Source organism: Stenotrophomonas nitritireducens, from assembly GCF_001431425.1.
Classification (GTDB): Bacteria; Pseudomonadota; Gammaproteobacteria; order Xanthomonadales; family Xanthomonadaceae; genus Stenotrophomonas; species Stenotrophomonas nitritireducens.
In genome coordinates this window covers 137,283-154,346 of sequence record NZ_LDJG01000018.1, presented here as the reverse complement: position 1 = coordinate 154,346, position 17,064 = coordinate 137,283, and the positions used below count along the sequence as shown (strand labels likewise).

At 70.0% G+C, this 17,064-nt stretch carries 18 protein-coding genes; 13 read left to right on the top strand and 5 right to left on the bottom strand.

The annotated features are described in order from the left end of the window. Nucleotides 1-169 precede the first annotated feature (169 nt). The 11 genes from azu (at nt 170) to ABB22_RS12700 (ending at nt 9,879) form a co-directional block, all read left to right on the top strand. Entirely contained in the window at nt 170-628 is a 459-nt protein-coding gene (gene azu / locus ABB22_RS12745; RefSeq protein WP_055768379.1) for an azurin, read from the top strand. A gap of 195 nt (nt 629-823) precedes the next feature. Further along, complete coding sequence (gene ccoN, locus ABB22_RS12740) at nt 824-2,263, top strand: cytochrome-c oxidase, cbb3-type subunit I (RefSeq protein ID WP_055768376.1); 1,440 nt, start codon at nt 824-826, stop codon at nt 2,261-2,263. Between the two features lie 15 nt (nt 2,264-2,278). After that, nucleotides 2,279-2,908 (top strand): cytochrome-c oxidase, cbb3-type subunit II, encoded by a 630-nt coding sequence (gene ccoO, locus ABB22_RS12735; protein WP_055768372.1) that lies wholly within the window; start codon nt 2,279-2,281, stop codon nt 2,906-2,908. Next, nucleotides 2,905-3,063, top strand: a complete 159-nt coding sequence (locus tag ABB22_RS17905) for a cbb3-type cytochrome oxidase subunit 3 (RefSeq protein ID WP_082443578.1) — start codon at nt 2,905-2,907, stop codon at nt 3,061-3,063. The genes ccoO and ABB22_RS17905 overlap by 4 nt, the downstream gene beginning before the upstream one ends. Continuing rightward, the gene (gene ccoP / locus ABB22_RS12730) at nt 3,060-4,001 is read left to right on the top strand and encodes a cytochrome-c oxidase, cbb3-type subunit III (protein WP_235504278.1); all 942 of its coding nucleotides are present in this window, start codon (nt 3,060-3,062) and stop codon (nt 3,999-4,001) included. Before ABB22_RS17905 ends, ccoP begins: the two co-directional genes overlap by 4 nt. Further along, nucleotides 3,998-4,297 carry a hypothetical protein gene (locus ABB22_RS12725; RefSeq protein ID WP_054664328.1) on the top strand — a complete coding sequence of 100 codons (300 nt, stop codon included), beginning with the start codon at nt 3,998-4,000 and terminating at the stop codon, nt 4,295-4,297. Before ccoP ends, ABB22_RS12725 begins: the two co-directional genes overlap by 4 nt. Nucleotides 4,298-4,453: 156 nt before the next feature. Continuing rightward, nucleotides 4,454-6,004 (top strand): 4Fe-4S dicluster domain-containing protein, encoded by a 1,551-nt coding sequence (locus ABB22_RS12720; RefSeq protein ID WP_055768365.1) that lies wholly within the window; start codon nt 4,454-4,456, stop codon nt 6,002-6,004. After that, entirely contained in the window at nt 6,001-6,504 is a 504-nt protein-coding gene (locus ABB22_RS12715; RefSeq protein ID WP_055768362.1) for a FixH family protein, read from the top strand. The genes ABB22_RS12720 and ABB22_RS12715 overlap by 4 nt, the downstream gene beginning before the upstream one ends. A gap of 8 nt (nt 6,505-6,512) precedes the next feature. Next, nucleotides 6,513-8,942 carry a heavy metal translocating P-type ATPase gene (locus ABB22_RS12710; RefSeq protein WP_055768360.1) on the top strand — a complete coding sequence of 810 codons (2,430 nt, stop codon included), beginning with the start codon at nt 6,513-6,515 and terminating at the stop codon, nt 8,940-8,942. Continuing rightward, a complete protein-coding gene (gene ccoS / locus ABB22_RS12705) occupies nt 8,942-9,145 on the top strand; it encodes a cbb3-type cytochrome oxidase assembly protein CcoS (protein ID WP_055768357.1) in 204 nt (67 codons plus the stop codon). The genes ABB22_RS12710 and ccoS overlap by 1 nt, the downstream gene beginning before the upstream one ends. A gap of 2 nt (nt 9,146-9,147) precedes the next feature. Then, a complete protein-coding gene (locus ABB22_RS12700; protein ID WP_235504286.1) occupies nt 9,148-9,879 on the top strand; it encodes a sulfite exporter TauE/SafE family protein in 732 nt (243 codons plus the stop codon). On the opposite strand, the gene ABB22_RS12695 is transcribed toward ABB22_RS12700, so the two are convergent. From ABB22_RS12695 to ABB22_RS12680, 4 genes are all read right to left on the bottom strand, one after another. Then, entirely contained in the window at nt 9,880-10,131 is a 252-nt protein-coding gene (locus tag ABB22_RS12695; RefSeq protein WP_055768354.1) for a hypothetical protein, read from the bottom strand. It abuts the gene before it with no gap. A gap of 72 nt (nt 10,132-10,203) precedes the next feature. After that, nucleotides 10,204-11,151 carry a cation diffusion facilitator family transporter gene (locus ABB22_RS12690; RefSeq protein ID WP_055768351.1) on the bottom strand — a complete coding sequence of 316 codons (948 nt, stop codon included), beginning with the start codon at nt 11,149-11,151 and terminating at the stop codon, nt 10,204-10,206. Nucleotides 11,152-11,240: 89 nt separating this feature from the next. Further along, nucleotides 11,241-12,056, bottom strand: coding sequence for a thiol:disulfide interchange protein DsbG (gene dsbG / locus ABB22_RS12685; RefSeq protein ID WP_055768348.1), 816 nt, complete (start codon nt 12,054-12,056; stop codon nt 11,241-11,243). A 28-nt stretch (nt 12,057-12,084) separates the two neighbouring features. Next, complete coding sequence (locus tag ABB22_RS12680) at nt 12,085-12,888, bottom strand: TlpA disulfide reductase family protein (RefSeq protein WP_055768345.1); 804 nt, start codon at nt 12,886-12,888, stop codon at nt 12,085-12,087. Between the two features lie 213 nt (nt 12,889-13,101). Between ABB22_RS12680 and ABB22_RS12675 the strand changes: the two genes are divergently transcribed. Next, nucleotides 13,102-14,535, top strand: coding sequence for a GGDEF domain-containing protein (locus ABB22_RS12675; RefSeq protein WP_055768340.1), 1,434 nt, complete (start codon nt 13,102-13,104; stop codon nt 14,533-14,535). A gap of 46 nt (nt 14,536-14,581) precedes the next feature. Here the strand turns inward: ABB22_RS12675 and ABB22_RS12670 are convergent, their stop codons facing one another. Next, on the bottom strand, nt 14,582-15,670 hold the full coding sequence (locus ABB22_RS12670; RefSeq protein WP_055768337.1) for a M28 family peptidase: 1,089 nt from the start codon (nt 15,668-15,670) through the stop codon (nt 14,582-14,584). A 257-nt stretch (nt 15,671-15,927) separates the two neighbouring features. Between ABB22_RS12670 and ABB22_RS12665 the strand changes: the two genes are divergently transcribed. Continuing rightward, a complete protein-coding gene (locus ABB22_RS12665) occupies nt 15,928-17,046 on the top strand; it encodes a metallophosphoesterase (protein WP_082443577.1) in 1,119 nt (372 codons plus the stop codon). Nucleotides 17,047-17,064 lie beyond the last annotated feature (18 nt).

Below are 17,064 nucleotides of genomic sequence, written 5' to 3'. Positions count from 1 at the left end.
CGCGCACCGATGCTGCGGAATACGACCACTTGCGTGCTGATTGACCCAAATCAAGGCAATCCGGCGCCTCCCGGCCGAATCTATGGCCGTCGCCCGGCACACCTTCGCGCCGGGCCGTGACGGCCCGGCCGCACGCAGCGTCCATCGCATACCCCACAGGAGCAACCCCATGAAAACCTCGCGCCGCCTTCTCCTCGCCCTGGCCCTGATCGGTGCCGCCGGTGCGGCCCAGGCTGCCGGCAACTGCACCGTCTCGCTCAAGGGCAACGACGCGATGCAGTTCGATCTCAAGGAAGCCACCGTTTCGGCCGGCTGCGCCAACATCACGATCGAACTGACCCACACCGGCAAGCTCCCGGCCACGGCCATGGGCCACAACGTGGTGGTGTCCACCACCGCCGACATGGCCGGCGTCAACCGCGACGCGATCCGCGCCGGCGTCGCCAACAACTACGTGCCGGCCGGCGACACCCGGGTGATCGCCCACACCACGCTGATCGGCGGCGGCCAGAAAACCCAGGTGCGTTTCCCGGGCAACAAGCTCACCGCTGGCGGCGACTACAGCTTCTACTGCTCCTTCCCGGGCCACTCGGCCATGATGAAGGGCAAGCTGATCGTAACCCGCTGATTTTCCTGGCCGTGCAGCGCAGGCCCGGGCGACCCTGTCGCCCGGGCCTGCGTCATATACTGTTCAGGATGGCATCCAGCGGACCATCGTGGTCCATGGATGACTGCAACCGCCCGGACACGCATTGATCCAAGTCAATGCCCGGTGTGCTCCACACGGGGATGATTCCCCCGTTCAGACTGAGGATCAGGCCGCATGCAAAGCGTGCAGGGGACGTATAACGACAAGGTGGTGCGCCAGTTCGCGGTGATGACCGTGGTCTGGGGCATCGTGGGCATGCTGGTGGGCGTGATCATCGCCGCCCAGCTCTACTGGCCGACGCTGGGCGAGGGCATTCCGTGGCTGGGCTATGGCCGGTTGCGGCCGCTGCACACCAACGCGGTGATCTTCGCCTTCGGCGGCTGCGCGCTGATCGCGACCAGCCTGCACGTGGTGCAGCGCACCTGCCATGTCCGCCTCATATCGGACAAGCTGGCGGCCTTCGTGTTCTGGGGCTGGCAACTGGTGATCGTGGCCGCGGCCATCTCCCTGCCGCTGGGCTGGACCCAGGGCAAGGAGTACGCCGAGCTGGAGTGGCCGATCGACATCCTGATCGCCGTGGTCTGGGTGGCCTACGCGGTGCTGTTCATCGGCACGATCGCAAAACGCCGGGTCAAGCACATCTACGTGGCGAACTGGTTCTATGCCAGCTTCATCCTGGCCATCGCCCTGCTGCACATCGTCAACAACATCTCCATCCCCGCCGGCCTGACCAAGTCCTACCCGGTCTACAGCGGCGCGGTCGATGCGATGGTGCAGTGGTGGTACGGCCACAACGCGGTCGGCTTCTTCCTGACCGCCGGCTTCCTGGGAATGATGTATTACTTCGTGCCCAAGCAGGCCGGCCGCCCGGTGTACTCCTACCGCCTGTCGATCGTGCACTTCTGGGCGCTGATCGCCGTGTACATGTGGGCCGGTCCGCACCACCTGCAGTACACCGCCCTGCCCGACTGGGCGCAGTCGCTGGGCATGGTGTTCTCGCTGATCCTGCTGGCCCCGTCGTGGGGTGGCGCGATCAACGGCGTGCTGACCCTGTCCGGCGTGTGGCACAAGCTGCGCACCGACCCGATCCTCAAGTTCCTGATCGTGGCCGTGTCGTTCTACATGATCGCCACGTTCGAAGGCCCGATGATGTCGATCAAGACGGTCAACTCGCTGTCGCATTACACCGACTGGACCATCGGCCACGTCCATGCCGGCGCGCTGGGCTGGGTGGCGATGATCTCCATCGGCTCGATCTACGCGCTGATGCCCAAGCTGCTGGGCCGCGAGCAGATGTATTCGGTCAAGGCCATCGACACCCACTTCTGGCTGCACACCATCGGCGTGGTGCTGTACATCGCCTCGATGTGGATCGCCGGCGTGATGCAGGGCCTGATGTGGCGCGCGACCAACGACGACGGCACCCTGACCTACACCTTCGTCGAGTCGCTCAAGTTCACCTATCCGTACTACCTGATCCGTCTCGGCGGTGGCCTGGTGGTGCTGGGCGGCATGTGCCTGATGGCCTGGAACGTCTGGCGTACCTGGCGTACCGCCCCCGCGATCGAACCGCAGCCGCTGCTGCCCGTCGACGCCTCCGAAGTGCGTGCCTGAGGAGGAAGGAACCCCATGAGCGATAACAAGAATCCCCACGAGAAAGTCGAGAAGAACGTCGGCCTGATGGCGGTGCTGATCGCGGTGGCCGTGTCGTTCGGCGGCCTGGCCGAGATCGTGCCGCTGATGTTCCAGGCCGAGGCGATCAAGCCGCTGGAGGGCGTGGAGCCCTACCCGGCGCTGGAACTGGCCGGGCGCGACATCTACGTCCGCGAGGGCTGCTACAACTGCCATTCGCAGATGGTGCGCACCCTGCGCTTCGAAACCGAGCGCTACGGCCACTACTCGCTGGCCGGCGAATCGGTCTACGACCGTCCCTTCCAGTGGGGCAGCAAGCGCACCGGCCCGGACCTGGCGCGTGTCGGCGGCCGTTATTCCGACGCCTGGCACCGGGTGCACCTGATCAACCCGCGCGACGTCGTGCCCGAGTCGAACATGCCCAGCTTCCCATGGCTGGAAAAGAACGAACTGGACGGGGCGACTGTCGCCCGGCACATGGCCGCGCTCAGGAAGCTGGGCGATCCCTACACCGACGAGCAGCTCGCCAGTGCGGCCGAGGACGTCAAGGGCAAGACCGAGCTGGATGCGGTCGTCGCCTACCTGCAGGGTCTGGGGCGGCATGCGCCGCGGGGAGGCCAGCAATGATCTCCGGGATCGTGACCGCGCTGCTGCTGATGCTGTTCATCGGCGGCTGGATCTGGGCCTGGAGCCCGAAGCGCAAGCGTGAATTCGAGGATGCGGCACGCCTGCCGCTGGAAGAGGACGACGTGCAATACGGCAACGGGGGAGAGCGCGCATGATGAGCATGGGATGGACGTGGTACGTCATCGCCCTGGTTGCGCTGAACATCCTGGGCTGCGTGTGGCTGCTGTGGTGGACCGCGCGCCGCCGCCCCGGCGACCCGAAGCCGGAGGACACGCTGCATACCTGGGACGGCGACATCACCGAGTACAACAAGCCGCTGCCGCGCTGGTGGATCAACCTGTTCTACCTGACCATCATCTTCGCCATCGGCTATCTGTTCTGGTACGGCGGCCTGGGCAACATCCCCGGCTACAGCGGCTGGACCTCGCAGAAGGAGCATGCCGCGGACAAGGCGGTCGAAGACGCCAAGCTGGAGCAGACCTTCAAGCCCTACGCCGGCCAGCCGATCGACCAGCTGGCCAAGGACCCGAAGGCGCTGGCGCTGGGCCGCTCGATCTTCGGCAATACCTGCGCCACCTGCCACGGCTCCTCGGGCCAGGGCGCCATCGGCTACCCGAACCTGACCGACGACATCTGGCATTGGGGCGGTTCGCCCGATCGCATCCTGGAAACGGTGCTGGACGGCCGCGAAGGCGTCATGCCGGAATGGGGCACGGTGCTGACCGGCATGGGCGGCCCGGAAGCGGTGGACTACACCATCGCCTACGTGCGCACCCTGTCGGCTCCGGAAACCCTGCAGAACAACTACATGGCCGCCCGCGGCAAGAAGCTGTACGACGGCGTCTGCGTGGCCTGCCATGGCGTGGACGGCAAGGGCAACCAGGACATCGGCGCGCCGGACCTGACCGACAACTACTGGCTCTACGGCAACAGCCGCGAAAGCCTGTACAAGACGATCACCGAAGGCCGCCACGGCACCATGCCGGCGCACCGCGAACTGCTCGGCGAGACCCGCGTCCGCCTGGTCGCCGCCTACGTCTGGTCGTTGTCGCATAATCAGGCGGACACTAGGGCCAGCACGAGCGCAAAGTGACCGACTTCAGCGAGCCACGCTTCGACCATCCCCCACGTCCGCTGGCCCAGCGCGTGGGGGCCATCGCCTGGCCCAGCTTTTTCGCCGCAGGCGTGGCGACGATGGTGTTCTTCGCCTTCGTCGACCCGCTGACGCTGCGCGACATGACCTTCCCCGACCTGCAGATCTCGCGCGAGCTCGGCTATACGCTGGGCTTCGCCATGTTCTGGCTGGCCACCGCGTCCTCGAGCCTGTTCACCTGGATCCTGTTGCGCCCCGCCAGCCGCTTCAACCGCGCACTGCCGCCGGACCGTTGAACGGCGGCTGCGACAATCCGTCGCTTCCCTGCTTTCGTTACAGACCGATACTGATCGCCCCCGCGCAGCAACACGCCACGCCTACGTCATGACCGTCACCCGCCCGTTCCCGCATCCTCCCTCGCCGCCCGCGGCGGCCACCCTGGAACGCACGCCATGAGCAAGCGCATTCCGCTGGATGTCGTGGACGACCAGGGCAATTCGTTCTACGTCAGCGAGCGCAAGGTCTATCCCCGCGACGTCTCCGGGCGCTTCAACCGGCTGCGCGTGGCCGCGGTGGTGTGGCTGCTGGGCATGTACTACCTGTTCCCGTGGCTGTCGTGGGACGGCCGCCAGGCGGTGCTGTTCGACCTGCCCGCACGCAAGTTCTACATCTTCGGGCTGGTGTTCTGGCCGCAGGACTTCTTGTTCCTTGCCATGCTGCTGATCATCGCGGCGATGACCCTGTTCTTCTCCACCGCCCTGGCCGGACGCCTGTGGTGCGGCTATGCCTGCCCGCAGACGGTGTGGACCGAGACCTTCCTGTGGATGGAACGCTGGTTCGAGGGCGACCGCTCCCGGCGCATGAAGCTCGACGCCGGCCCGTGGAACCGCGAAAAAGTACTGCGCAAGGGCGGCAAACACCTGTTCTGGCTGCTGTTCGCGCTGTGGACCGGCTTCACCTTCGTCGGCTTCTTTACTCCCATCCGCGACCTGGGATCGCGCCTGCTGCCGTTCGACTGGGGCGGCTGGGAAACCTTCTGGGTGCTGTTCTATGCGCTGGCGACCTGGGGCTTTGCCGGCATCCTGCGCGAGCAGGTGTGCAAGTACATGTGCCCCTACGCGCGCTTCCAGAGCGCGATGTTCGACCGCAACACCCTGCTGATCGCCTACGACCCGATGCGCGGCGAACCGCGCGGCCCGCGCAAGCGTGGCCTGGGCAGCGTGCTGGAACGCGCGCGGGGCCTGCTGATCCCGTCGGTCGCCTACGACTACGTGTTCCGCGCCGGCCTGCATCCTTCCGCCGCCACCCAGGCCGCGCACGCCAAGGGCACGATCACCTGGGACGGCGAGCTGGCCGAGGTCGCGCCGCTGCCGAAGTTCGCGCCCGAGGAACTGGGCGACTGCATCGACTGCACCATCTGCGTGCAGGTCTGCCCGACCGGCATCGACATCCGCAACGGCCTGCAGTACGAGTGCATCGCCTGCGGCGCCTGCATCGATGCCTGCGATGAAGTGATGGACAAGATGGGCTACCCGCATGGCCTGATCCGCTACTCCACGCAGAACGCCATCGACGGCAAGCCTACCCGCGTGCTGCGTCCGCGCATCTTCGTGTATGGCCTGCTCCTGCTGGGCCTGTGCGGCGCCTGGGCCTGGGGCGTGACCCACCGCAGCGAACTGATCGCCGAGGTGCTGCGCGACCGCAACGCGCTGTACCGCCAGTCCGCCGACGGCAGCATCGCCAACGACTACACGCTCAAGCTGATCAACAAGAGCCAGGAAACCCGCCGTTACCGCATCACCCTGGAACCGGCCGACGCCGGCCTGCGCCTGGGCGGCCAGACCGAAGTCCAGGCCGGTCCGGAGCAGGTGCTGCCGGTGGCGTTGAACGTGGTCGCCGACGGCGAAGTCAGCGGCCGCCGCGCCCTGCGCTTCGTGGTCGAGCGCGAGGATGGCGGCGAGAAGCGCGTCGTCGAAAGCAGTTTCTTTGGTCCGGTGCAATGAACGAAAACCCGAAATCCCCCTGGCGCATCCCCGTGTTCTGGCTGGTGGTCGGCCTGCCGCTGCTGTCCATCGTGGCCGGCGTCGGGCTGGTGATCGTCGCCGTGCGTTCGGGGGGCGCCGACGTCGTGTCCGATCCGGTGCAGCGCGTGTCGCAGATCCAGACCACCGACCTCGGCCCTGACGAAGCGGCGCAGAAGCTGGGCCTGAGCGCCGTGCTGCGCGTGGAGGACGGTGTCATCGAAGTCCTCCCGGCCACGGGCAGGTTCGCCACCCACGCGCCGCTGCAGCTGGTGCTGGAACACCCCACCCGCCAGTCCGACGACCTGCGCCTGGAACTGGCGCCGCAGGGTCCGGGCTGGCGCATCGAAAAGGCCGTGGACGCCGAGCACGACTGGGTCGTGCAGCTGCGCGACGCCGAGGGCCGCTGGCGCCTGCATGGCCGGTTGCCGAAGCAGCAGCACGCCGCCCGCCTCTCCCCCTCGCTGGGCGGGGAACACTGAGCCTGGCCGTGGTCGCCGATCCGGCCCGGTCGCCCGCCGATACCGCGGCCACCGGCGCCTGCCATCACTGCGGCGAAGCACTGCCGGCCCAGCCGCACCTGGCGGCGCAGGGCGGCGTCACGCAGGCCTTCTGCTGCCATGGCTGCGCGGCTGCCGCCGAGTGGATCGCCAGCGCCGACCTGGACGGCTATTACCGCCTGCGCAGCGCCAATGCCGCGCGCGTGGGCGAAGACCTGCCCGACCTGGCGGTCTGGGACCGCACCGACGTGCAGGCCGAGCACAGCCGCCAGATAGCGGGCGGCCGCGAGATCACCCTGCTCACCGACGGCATGCGCTGCGCGGCCTGCGCCTGGCTGATCGATCGCGCGCTGGCGCGCGAGCCGGGCGTGATCGACTGCGGCGCCAACGCCGTCACCGGCCGCATCCGCATCGCCTGGGACCCGGCGCGCACCGCGCTGTCGGCGCCGCTGCGGCGGCTGGCGATGCTCGGCTACCGCCCCTACCTGGCCGGCAGCGAGGCCGCCGAGCGGCAGCGCACCCGCGAGCGCCGGCGCTGGCTGCTGCGGCTGGGCATCGCCGGGCTCGGCATGCTGCAGGCGATGATGCTGGCCGAGGCGCTGTACCTGGATTTCAACAGCACCATGCCGGTGCCCACCCGCGATTTCTTCCGCTGGCTGACCTTCCTGCTGTGCACGCCGGTGGTGTTCTATTCCGGCTGGCCGTTCCTGTCCGGGGCGATGCGCGAACTGCGCGAACGCCGCCTGGGCATGGACGTGCTGATCGCCAGCTCCACCCTGCTCGCCTACCTGGCCAGCCTGCTGGAAACCATCCGCGGCGGTCCGCACGTCTGGTACGACGCGGCGGTGATGTTCGTGTTCCTGCTGCTGGCCGCGCGCATGCTCGAACAGCGCGCGCGCTCGGTGGCCAGCGCCCAGGTCGACGCGCTGGCGCGTGCGCGCCCGGCCTTCGCCACCCGCGAACTGGCCGACGGCCGCCGCGAGTCCGTGCCGTTGGCGGCGCTGGACGTTGGCGACGTGGCCTGCGTTGCGGCCGGCGAAGCGGTACCCGCCGACGGCGTGCTGCTCGGCGACGGCGACGACGAGGCCTGGTTCGAGGAGGCGCTGCTGACCGGCGAATCGGCGCCGGTGCGCAAGCAGCCCGGCGAGCCGGTCTACGCCGGCACCGTCTGCCGCGAACGCCCGGCACGGCTGCGCGTCGCCCTGACCGGCACCGCTACCCGCCTGTCGCAGCTGGCGCGGCTGGTCGAACAGGCACAGGAGCACCGGCCCGCGCTGGCGCGCCTGGCCGACCGCATCGGCAGCCGTTTCGTGCTGGCGCTGCTGCCGGTGGCGCTGGTCGTATTCGCCGGCTGGTGGCACTACCAGCCCGAACGCGCCCTGGAGGTCACCCTCGCCCTGCTGGTCATCAGCTGCCCCTGCGCACTGTCGCTGTCGGTTCCGGCGGCGCTGGCCACCGCGCATGGCGCGCTGGCCCGCATCGGCCTGCTGGCGGTGCGCGCGGACGCGATGGACACGCTGGCGCGCGCCACCGACATCGTGTTCGACAAGACCGGCACGCTCAGCGACGGCCGCCCGGTGCTGGCCACCACGCAGGTGCTGGATGCCCGGCTGGATGCGGCCACCGCGCTGGACATCGCCGCCGCGCTGGAACGCGACAGCGGCCATCCGCTGGCCGCCGCCTTCCTCCGCGACGCCACCGGCACGCTTTCCGCCGCCCAGGTCGAAGCCGTGCCCGGACGCGGCGTGCAGGGCGTGGTGGATGGCCGCCAGTGGCGCCTGGGCCGGGCTGACTTCGCCGCCGCGCGCGAGGACGACGGCGCGCTGTGGCTGGGCGACGGCCAGCATGCCGCCGCCCGCTTCGTGCTGGAGGAACGCGCCCGCGACGACGCTGCGCAGGCACTGGCCGCGCTGCGCGCGCAGGGCCTGCGCGTGCATCTGGCCAGTGGCGATGGCCAGGCCGCGGTGCAGCGCATGGCCGCGATGCTCGGGCTGGAAGACGCACACGCGCGGCAGTCGCCGGAAGACAAGCTGGAACTGGTGCGGCGGCTGCAGGCCGAAGGCCGGGTCGTGGCGATGGTCGGCGACGGCCTCAACGACGCGCCGGTGCTGGCCGGCGCCGATGTCTCCATCGCCATGGGCGAAGGCGCCTCGCTGGCGCACCGCGCCGCCGACCTGGTCACCACCGGCGGCGGCCTGCGCCGCATTCCCGCCGCGATCGCGCTGGCGCGTGCCACCCAGCGCATCATCCGCCAGAATCTGGCCTGGGCCACCGGCTACAACCTGCTGGCGCTGCCCCTGGCCGCGGCCGGCTGGGTCACGCCGTGGCTGGCGGCGCTGGGCATGGCGCTGTCCTCGCTGATCGTGACCCTCAACGCCCTGCGCCTGGCGCGGCTCAAGCCACCGATGGAGACAAGCTGATGGCCATCCTGCTGATGCTGATCCCGATCAGCCTGGTCCTGCTCGGGCTGGCCGTGGCAGCCTTCATCTGGGCGGTCAAGCGCGGCCAGTTCGACGATCTGGATACCCCTGCGCTGGACATCCTCGAGGACAACGACCGCCCCGCCCCGCCGCAGCGAGCGGCCGCGGACACCGCGTCCACGGATCCGACCCGCGGCGGTTGAACGTGCTGCCGCTGGACATCCCGGTCCTGACCGCCGCCCTCGTCGCCGGCCTGCTCGGCGGCCTGCACTGCGCGGTGATGTGCGGCGGCATCGCCACCGGCTTCCCGGCGATGGCGCCGGGCCGCGCCCTGAGCGTCGCCTGGCAGGCCAATCTCGGCCGCATCGGCGGCTACACGCTGGCCGGCGCGCTGGCCGGCGGGCTCGGCGGCGGCATTCTGCGACTGGCGCGCAGCGATGCATTGGCGCTGGGCGTGCGCGTCGCGGTCGGCGTTGCGCTGGTACTGCTTGCGCTGCGCCTGCTTGGCCGCGGCAGCCGTTTCGATCTGCTGGCGCGTCCGGGCCAGCAACTCTGGCAGTGGCTGCGGCCGCTGCACCGGCACCTGCTGCCGGCGGACCGCGCCTGGCGGCGTCTCGCGCTGGGCGCGCTGTGGGGCTGGATGCCCTGCGGCCTGAGCCTGAGCCTGTTGAGCGTGGCCTGGCTGCAGGCCAATGCGCTGGGAGGCGCCCTGGTGATGGCGGTATTCGGCCTGGCCACGCTGCCGGTGATGCTGCCGCTGACCTGGTCCGGCGCGCGCATGGGCCGCTGGCTGCAACGTCCCGGCCTGCGCGCGGCATTGGCCGGCTTCGTCCTCGCCGCCGGCCTGCTGACCATCGCCGCGCCGTGGTTGATGCAGGTGCCTGCGCTGCATGGCGTGCTCAGCGCGCTGGGCTGCCAGCCGCTGCAATCCCGGTGATCAGTTGCCCGCCGGATCGCCGGCCCTGGCCATGAAGGACGGCAGCCGCCCCCTCAGCGCGACATGGCCGAACAGGCAGACGGCATGGAGAGCGCCGATCATGGACACCAGCAGCCAGTAGTCGAATGGCGTGCGGCCAACGGCAACCGGATGGAGGCGATAAACCATCGCCGCCGCGCCGCTCAGCGCCAGCGCGCCACAGAGCGAACGCATCACGATGCGCGAATCGACGATTTCCTGTTCGGTTCTCATGTGCGATCTCCGGCGTCCCCGCTGCCTGCCGCGAAGATACATCGATTCCGGCGCCCCCGCCAGCAGCGCCGCTCAATGGACGTGGTCGTGGCCCTGGTGGTCGTCTTCGCCCCGCGGCACCTGCCGCGCATGCACGGCGCAGGCGTCGCCGCAATGATCGGCCTCCACCTGCAGGGTCACATGGTCGATGCCGAAGCGCTCGTGCAGCAGCACGGCCAGTCCGCGCCGCAGCGCATCCGGCTCCTGCCCGTCGGCCATCACCACGTGCGCGGTCAACGCCGGCGTGCTCGATCCCAGCGCCCACACATGCAGGTCGTGGATGTCGGCCACGCCCGCCTGGCCGCGCAGCGCCTGTTCCACGTCGGCCAGCGCCATGCCCTTGGGCACGCCCTCCAGCAGCACGTTCAGGGCATCGCGCAGCAGCACCCAGGTGCGCGGCAATACCCACAGCCCGATCAGCACGGCCAGGATCGGATCGACCAGAGTCCAGCCGGTGAAGCGGATGACCAGCGCGGCGACGATCACCGCCACCGAGCCGAGCATGTCGCTCCACACTTCCAGGTAGGCGCCCTTGACGTTGAGGCTCTCGCCGCTGCCGGCGCTGAGCAGGCGCATGGCGATCAGGTTCACCAGCAGGCCGAAGCTGGCCACCCACAGCATGCCGCTCGAGGCGATGGCCTGCGGCTCGCGGAAGCGGGCGGCCGCCTCCCAAAGGATGTACAGGCCCACCGCGAACAACAGGCCGCCATTGACCAGCGCGCCCAGCGCTTCCAGCCGCGCGTAGCCGTAGGTGCGGCGCGCATCCGGCGGTCGCCGGCTCAGCCGCACCGCGGTCAGCGCGATCACCAGCGCGAGCGCGTCGGTGGCCATGTGCGCCGCATCCGACAGCAGCGCCAGGCTGTTGGTCATGAACGCGCCGATCACTTCCACCACGAGGTAGGACGAGGTCAGCGCGAGCGCCCACCACAGCGGTTTCTCGTGGCGGATCTCGCCGGGAAGATGGTTGTGGTCGTGGCTCATCGGCTGGCTCCTGCAGGACGGCGCCAGCTTAGTGAGCCTGCTGCGGCGGAGACTATTACATCGCCACCGTCAGCCCGCGGACCGTCCGCTCAATGCGGCCCCAGCACTTCCTGCAGATCCTCGCCCTGCGGCAGGCCCGAGCGCGTCTGCACGGTACCGGCGGCGTCCTTGAAGACGATGCCCGGCGTACCCTGGAAGCCGAGCTCCAGCATCGCCAGCTCGTTGTCGCGCAGCCTGGCCTCGGCCTCGGCAGGCACCTTGGCCAGCCCCCTGATGCCGCCGCGGGCGAAGTTGCGCTCGTTCTCCTGCAGCGCCTTCTCCGGCGACGCCGCTCCGAGGATCGCCGCGGCCTTGTTGGCGCTGTCCTCGCGGATCACGCCCACCAGGATCTGCCGGATCTGCACCTTGCCCGACTCCACCCAGGGCCGCGCCGCCTCCCAGAAGCGGTTGCAGTACGGGCAGTTGGGATCGCTGAAGGCATAGACGACGCGCGGCGCATCGGCCTTGCCGTCGGCCACCCAGTGGCTGGCCTCGACCCGCTGCCACATCTTCGCGCCCATCGGCCCGGACACCAATTCCTTGAGCTTGGCCGCGCCGACATCCTCGCCCTTGGCGTTGACCAGGGTGCCGACGATCGCATGCTGTCCGTCCTTGGACACGTATACCGCCAGCGGACGCTGCCCGGCGACGCCGGCATAGCCGGTCAGCCCCACCGGCGTGTCGAAGGTGCCCATGAACTCCACGCCCTGCCCGCGCAGGGTCTTGACCACCTCCGGCTCGGCAGGGGTGGCGGGGTCGCCGGCCTTTTCGGCGGCCGGCGCGACGGCGCCGCCATCGCGGGCACAGGCGGCCGGCGCCAACAGCGTGGCGGCGAGCAGGAACAGGGCGGTACGGGAGCGGATCATCGCGTATCTCTTCAGGGGAATCGGGAAGTCATTGCAGTTCGCGCAGGCGCGCTTCCAGCGTCGCCCGCGACAGTTCGCCCATGTGCGCGCCGCGCAGGCGGCCGTCCGCATCGAAGAACAGCGTGGTCGGCAGCGCGCGCGCGCCGGTCAGGCGCATCAGTTCCGACTCCGGATCCAGCAGGATGTTCCCCGGCGCCAGCGCTTCGGCCCGCAGATAGGCGGCGACATCGGCCAGCTCCTCGCCCTGGTTGGCGAACACGAAGCCGATCCGCGGATGCTCGGCCTGCGCGCGCACCAGCGTGGGCATTTCGCGCCGGCACGGGCCGCACCAGCTCGCCCACAGGTTCACCACCAGCGGCCGGCCCGCATGCGCGGACAACGGCGCCGGATCGCCCTGCATATCGGTGAGCGCGATGTCGGGCAGCACGATGCTCGAACGCTGCAGCGCGAACAGCGCCATGCCGCCGACGGCCCAGAACGCGGCGCCGGCCGCCAGCCCCAGCAGCACCGGCTTGCGCGGCGCATGGCGCCAGGTCCGCCACAAGGCGTAAGCCGCCGCCACTGCCAGCCCGGCCCAGACCGCATAGCCGCCATCGCCCAGGCGGATGATCGACATCGGATCGGGCAGGTAGTCGCCGGCATGCCGCAGCACATGCGCCGCCCGCGCGCCCAGGACCCCCAGCAGGAAGGCATCGATCACCACGGCGCCGGCGCGACTGCGCCCGCCGTCGGCGGCCGTGGCCAGCCCACGCGCGAACAGCCAGGCGATGAAGGCCGCCACCAGGCCCAGCAGCGCCATCAGCGGAAATGGTCCGGCGCTGATCACGGACATTGCCGCGCCTGGCCGGATAGCGGCGCGCGATCAGGCCGCGCAGGCCCGGGAAAGGCCCGCGCCGATGGATCCGGGCGCAGGGACGGCATGGCGGAAGCGGAGGCGGAGGCGTTGAACGGCAACTGTAGGTGAATCCACGCGGAAAGCCGCTCAAACAGTAGCGTCAACGGCCGATAATGTCTCTCCGCCCCCGCCACGCCGCCCGCCATCGCCATGCCCCACGCTCATCCTCCGCCCGCCGACCACGACAGCCACGGCCTCGCCGCCGACTGGCGCAGGAGCCTGGCCGACGCCGGTCCCGAAGCCGCGCGGGTACTGGCCGCGCTGGCCGCGACGGACGCCCCGGCGATGGCCGTGCATTTCTACCAGGTGATGATGGACGACACCCGCGCCTCGCGCCTGCTCTCGCACGAGCAGGTGCGCACGCGCCTGCAACCGGCGATGCAGCGCTGGGTGGCCAACCTGCTGCGCGCCACCGCCGGCGATGTCGACGACCTGATCGCCGCGCAGCGCGTGATCGGCGACGTGCACGCCCGCGTCGGCATTCCGGTGGACCTGGTGACGCGCGGCACGCGCGTGCTCAAGCAGCGCCTGTTCCAGTCCATCGCCGCGCAGGCCGGGCATGGCCAGGCCGCGCATGCCGCCGTCGCCAGCCTCACCGCCTCGTTCGACATCGCGCTGGAGGGCATGACCCTGGCCTACTCCAACGCGCGCGAGCGTTCCTCGCGCACCGATGCCGCCTACCGCCTGTTCTCGCTGGTGCAGAACGTCGGCACCGAGCGCGAGCGCCAGCGCGCGCTGCTGCTGGACTGGGAAAACACCCTGCTCTATGCCCTGGCCAGCCAATGCGACCCCGTCGGCTTCCAGTCGCTGGCCGGCTCCGAGTTCGGGCTGTGGTTCACCCACAAGGGCATCCCCAGCTTCGGCGAAAGCGCCGAAACCAGGCGGATCTGCGACCTGGTGGCGGACGTCGACCTCGCCCTGCAGCAGACCCTGCGCGAGGAAGCCGATCCGCGCGCGCGCGCCGCGCAGCTGCAGGACATCCGCGCGCGGGTCAGCCAGATCCGCAACCTGCTCGGCATGCTGTTCGAACGCATCGGCGAACTCGACGCCGGCTGCGACGCGCTGACCAACCTGCTCAACCGGCGTTTCCTGCCCACCGTGCTGCGCCGCGAAATCGACCTGGCCGCGAAGTCGCAGGGCAGCTTCGCGGTGCTGCTGCTGGACCTGGACCATTTCAAGGCGATCAACGACGAACACGGCCACGAGGCGGGCGACCGCGCGTTGCAGCACGTGGCCGGCATCCTCGGCCAGTTCACCCGCGGCAGCGACTATGTGTTCCGCTACGGCGGCGAGGAATTCGTCGTGGTGCTGGTGGCGGTGGACGAAGCGCAGGCGCTGGTGATCGCCGACAGCCTGTGTCGGCGCGTGTCCGAATCGCCGGTGACGCTGGCCAACGGCGCGAAACTGGACATCACCACCAGCATCGGCGTGGCCCTGCACGACGGGCACCCGGACTACGAGCGGGTGATGGCCCGCGCCGACGCGGCGATGTACCAGGCCAAGAAACGCGGCCGCAACCGCGTGGTGCTGGCCGATGGATCGCTGCCGGAGGCGCCCGGCAGGATCGCGCTGCAACGCGGCTGAGCCGGGGCAACGGTTCCGGGCCCGCTCATTCCGGAACCTGTGTTTCTCACTTCCCCGCGCGCAGCGCCCGTGCCGCTTCCAGGTACTTGGCGGCCTTCGGGTTGTCGGCGTTCCAGCGCGGTGCCTGCGGGTCGTCGGCAATGGTCAGGATCGCCAGCGCCACGGTGCGGTCGATCGCGGCCATGTTGGCGTAATCGATCTTGTCCCACGTGTCGGCGGGGCCGTGGTAGTCGGGGAAGGCGTAAGCGACGCTGACCGTATGCGCGGGCACGCCGAGATCGGCCAGCGCCTGGTTGTCGCTGGCCGCGAAATAGCGGTCGCTGTTCACCGGGTGCCGGGTGATGCGCGTGCCGGTCAGCTCGCCCGCCCTGCGCAGCACCTCGCCCACGTCGGAATAGTCGGCACCGGTGATCGCCGCGGCCAGCACCTGCGGCCCCTCGCTGTCGTCGGTACGCCCGATCTGCTCGAGATTGATGTTGGCCACGGTGTCGGCCACCGGCACCAGCGGATGCGCGCCGTAATAGCGCGAACCGACCAGCCCGTGTTCCTCGCCGAACACTGTCATGAACATGATGCTGCGCTTCGGGCGCTGCTTCTGCGCGGCGAACGCGCGGGCCAGTTCGATCACCGAGACCGTGCCGCTGCCGTCGTCGTTGGCGCCGTTGTAGATCGCATCGTCGCCCTTGCCCTCGCGGATGCCGATGTGGTCGTAGTGCGCCGTCACCAGCACGTAGGTTCCGCTCAACGCCGGATCGGAACCGCGCAGCAGCCCCGCCACGTTGCGCACCAGCAGCGGCGCCGGCGCGTCGGCGAATTTCGCGCGCTCGCGCTCGGGCGCGATTTCCCGCCAGTCCGCGGTCTGGAAGTAGCCGTCGTCGCCCAGCGGCTCCAACCCGGCGGCACGGAACTGGGAAGCGATGTACTCGGCCGCGATGTCCAGCCCGCGCGACGGCGTGCCGCGGCCCTCCAGCGCGTCCGACGCCAGGAAGGACAGGTGCCCGCGCATCGCATCGGCGGAGATGCTGGCCAGCAGCTGCGCCTGTGCGGGCGGCAGGCGCGGTTCGTCGGCCTGCGCGCCAGCGGCCGCGAACAGGGTTGCCGCGAAGGCGGCGCACAGGAATCGGGAGACCGGCATGGACTGTTCTCGCAGAGGGATCAGCGTGGAGTCTAGTGCGTGCCCGCCTTGAAGATCAGTGCCGGCGACCGGGCGCGGCCCGTCCCCAGGGGAAACCTGCCGTTGATCCGGGCCACGATGGGCGGTGTTTTCCCCATCCGCGGCGAGGCCGCGCCGGGGCGACGGCCGGTCCCTGCCCGCACAGGACCGATGACACATGCCCGCGGCAGGCCGCAGGCATAGCATCGTGCGGGCTTTCCGTTGACCGAAGAAACCCGATGCCGCTTCCCCATCGTCTCCGCCGCGCGTTCCTGCTGGCGCTCGCGCTGCTGGCCGCCGCTCCCGTCCTCGCCGCCGGGCCGCCCGCGCCCGCAGCGCACGTCGATGCCGACGGTCCCTATGTGTTCCGCGAGGACGGGCACCTGCGTGCCCGCTGGATCTGCGACGACGCAGTGCAGGAGCAGGCCTGGGACGCCGCGCAGGCGACGGTGCCGGCGCGCTGCGGCCATCCGCACCCGGTGACGGTCGCACCGCCCGCAGCGGTGGCCACGGCGGTTCTGCCGCAGGCATCGCGCATCGTCGCCGTCTCCGACATCCACGGCCAGTACGCCCTGCTGGCAAGGCTGCTGCGCGCCAATGGCGTCATCGACGACGCGGACAACTGGGCGCTGGGCCGCGACACCCTGGTGATCGCCGGCGACGTGTTCGACCGCGGCCCCCAGGTCACCGAGGCGTTCTGGCTGCTGTACGGCCTGCAGCAGCAGGCGGCCGCGGCCGGCGGCGCGGTGCATTTCGTGCTCGGCAACCACGAGACCATGGTGCTGTACGACGACCTGCGCTACGTCAATCCCAAGTACCTGCGCAGCGCGCAGCTGCTCGGCCGCAGCTACCCGCAGCTGTACGGCGCCGACTCGGTGATCGGGCAGTGGCTGCGCACCCGGCCGGTGCTGCTGCGCATCGGCGACACCCTGTTCCTGCACGGCGGCATCTCGCCCGAGGCGCTGCCGCTGGCGCTGGAACCGGCCGCCACCAATGCCGCCTACCAGGCCTCGCTGGGCCGGCCCAAGGCCGAGGTCAAGGCCGATCCGGCCACCGCGCCGCTGTACGACGGCAAGACCAGCCCGATCTGGTACCGCGGCTATTTCGACGGCCGCCTGGATAGCGCCGGCGTACAGGCCGTGCTCGACCGGCTGGGCCTGAAGCGCATCGTCGTCGGCCATACCTCGATGGCGCACGTGAGCAGCTTCCATGGCGGGCGCATCATCGCCATCGACAGCAGCATCAAGAAGAGCGAGAACGGCGAACTGCTGTTCATCGAGGACGGCCGGCTCAGCCGCGGCCTGCTCGACGGCACGCGCGTGCCGCTGGCCGAGGGCGTGCTGGAAGCGGACGACTGAACGGCTAGAATCCCACGG

Excerpts from the sequence above, each read along its gene's own strand:
- ccoS (WP_055768357.1), top strand. The coding sequence starts at position 8,942 with ATGGCCATCCTGCTGATGCTGATCCCGATCAGCCTGGTCCTGCTCGGG.
- dsbG (WP_055768348.1), bottom strand. The coding sequence starts at position 12,056 with ATGATCCGCTCCCGTACCGCCCTGTTCCTGCTCGCCGCCACGCTGTTG.
- ccoP (WP_235504278.1), top strand. The coding sequence starts at position 3,060 with ATGATGAGCATGGGATGGACGTGGTACGTCATCGCCCTGGTTGCGCTG.
- ABB22_RS12675 (WP_055768340.1), top strand. The coding sequence starts at position 13,102 with ATGCCCCACGCTCATCCTCCGCCCGCCGACCACGACAGCCACGGCCTC.
- ABB22_RS12680 (WP_055768345.1), bottom strand. The coding sequence starts at position 12,888 with ATGTCCGTGATCAGCGCCGGACCATTTCCGCTGATGGCGCTGCTGGGC.
- ABB22_RS17905 (WP_082443578.1), top strand. The coding sequence starts at position 2,905 with ATGATCTCCGGGATCGTGACCGCGCTGCTGCTGATGCTGTTCATCGGC.
- ABB22_RS12670 (WP_055768337.1), bottom strand. The coding sequence starts at position 15,670 with ATGCCGGTCTCCCGATTCCTGTGCGCCGCCTTCGCGGCAACCCTGTTC.
- ABB22_RS12720 (WP_055768365.1), top strand. The coding sequence starts at position 4,454 with ATGAGCAAGCGCATTCCGCTGGATGTCGTGGACGACCAGGGCAATTCG.
- azu (WP_055768379.1), top strand. The coding sequence starts at position 170 with ATGAAAACCTCGCGCCGCCTTCTCCTCGCCCTGGCCCTGATCGGTGCC.
- ccoO (WP_055768372.1), top strand. The coding sequence starts at position 2,279 with ATGAGCGATAACAAGAATCCCCACGAGAAAGTCGAGAAGAACGTCGGC.
- ABB22_RS12695 (WP_055768354.1), bottom strand. The coding sequence starts at position 10,131 with ATGAGAACCGAACAGGAAATCGTCGATTCGCGCATCGTGATGCGTTCG.
- ABB22_RS12715 (WP_055768362.1), top strand. The coding sequence starts at position 6,001 with ATGAACGAAAACCCGAAATCCCCCTGGCGCATCCCCGTGTTCTGGCTG.
- ccoN (WP_055768376.1), top strand. The coding sequence starts at position 824 with ATGCAAAGCGTGCAGGGGACGTATAACGACAAGGTGGTGCGCCAGTTC.
- ABB22_RS12665 (WP_082443577.1), top strand. The coding sequence starts at position 15,928 with ATGCCGCTTCCCCATCGTCTCCGCCGCGCGTTCCTGCTGGCGCTCGCG.
- ABB22_RS12690 (WP_055768351.1), bottom strand. The coding sequence starts at position 11,151 with ATGAGCCACGACCACAACCATCTTCCCGGCGAGATCCGCCACGAGAAA.